The 460-nt window shown below is 40.2% G+C and carries 1 pseudogene; it reads right to left on the reverse strand.

Features of this window, described 5'->3' with window-relative positions:
* A pseudogene (locus ACUTSE_RS18140) lies at positions 1-460 on the reverse strand (hypothetical protein); the annotation flags it as partial.

Below are 460 nucleotides of genomic sequence, written 5' to 3' on the forward strand. Positions count from 1 at the left end.
GCAGTTCTTCTGACAAGGTTAGATCCCCTTTACCGACCAATGCTTGAACATCTAGATTTGTAGTATCGCCCTTTTCATCCGTATAGGTTAAACTACCTGTTACTGTATCTACACCCAAAACAGTTACCGTTTCACCAGCTTGAATAAGCGCAGTTAAATCAATAGCCTGAGAAACACCGTTTTCATCTGTATAGGTAAAACCAGTACCATCGTACGTCATATTTCCACCAACATTGTTTACTACTTGCGTCAACAACTCTTGCACCTCGGCTTTGTTAATAATCTCCTCGAAGTTATTGACAACATCGGCCTGTACATCAATGATTACGGCTGCACCAGCCTCATTAGTATAGGTATATTTCCCATTATTTAATGGATCTTTCACCAAGGTTGTAACCGTTTCATTGCCTTGAATAATGGTGGTCATATCTAAAGAAACCGTCTGTCCGTTTTCATCTAC

The organism is Myroides sp. TSA_177.3 (assembly GCF_052691955.1).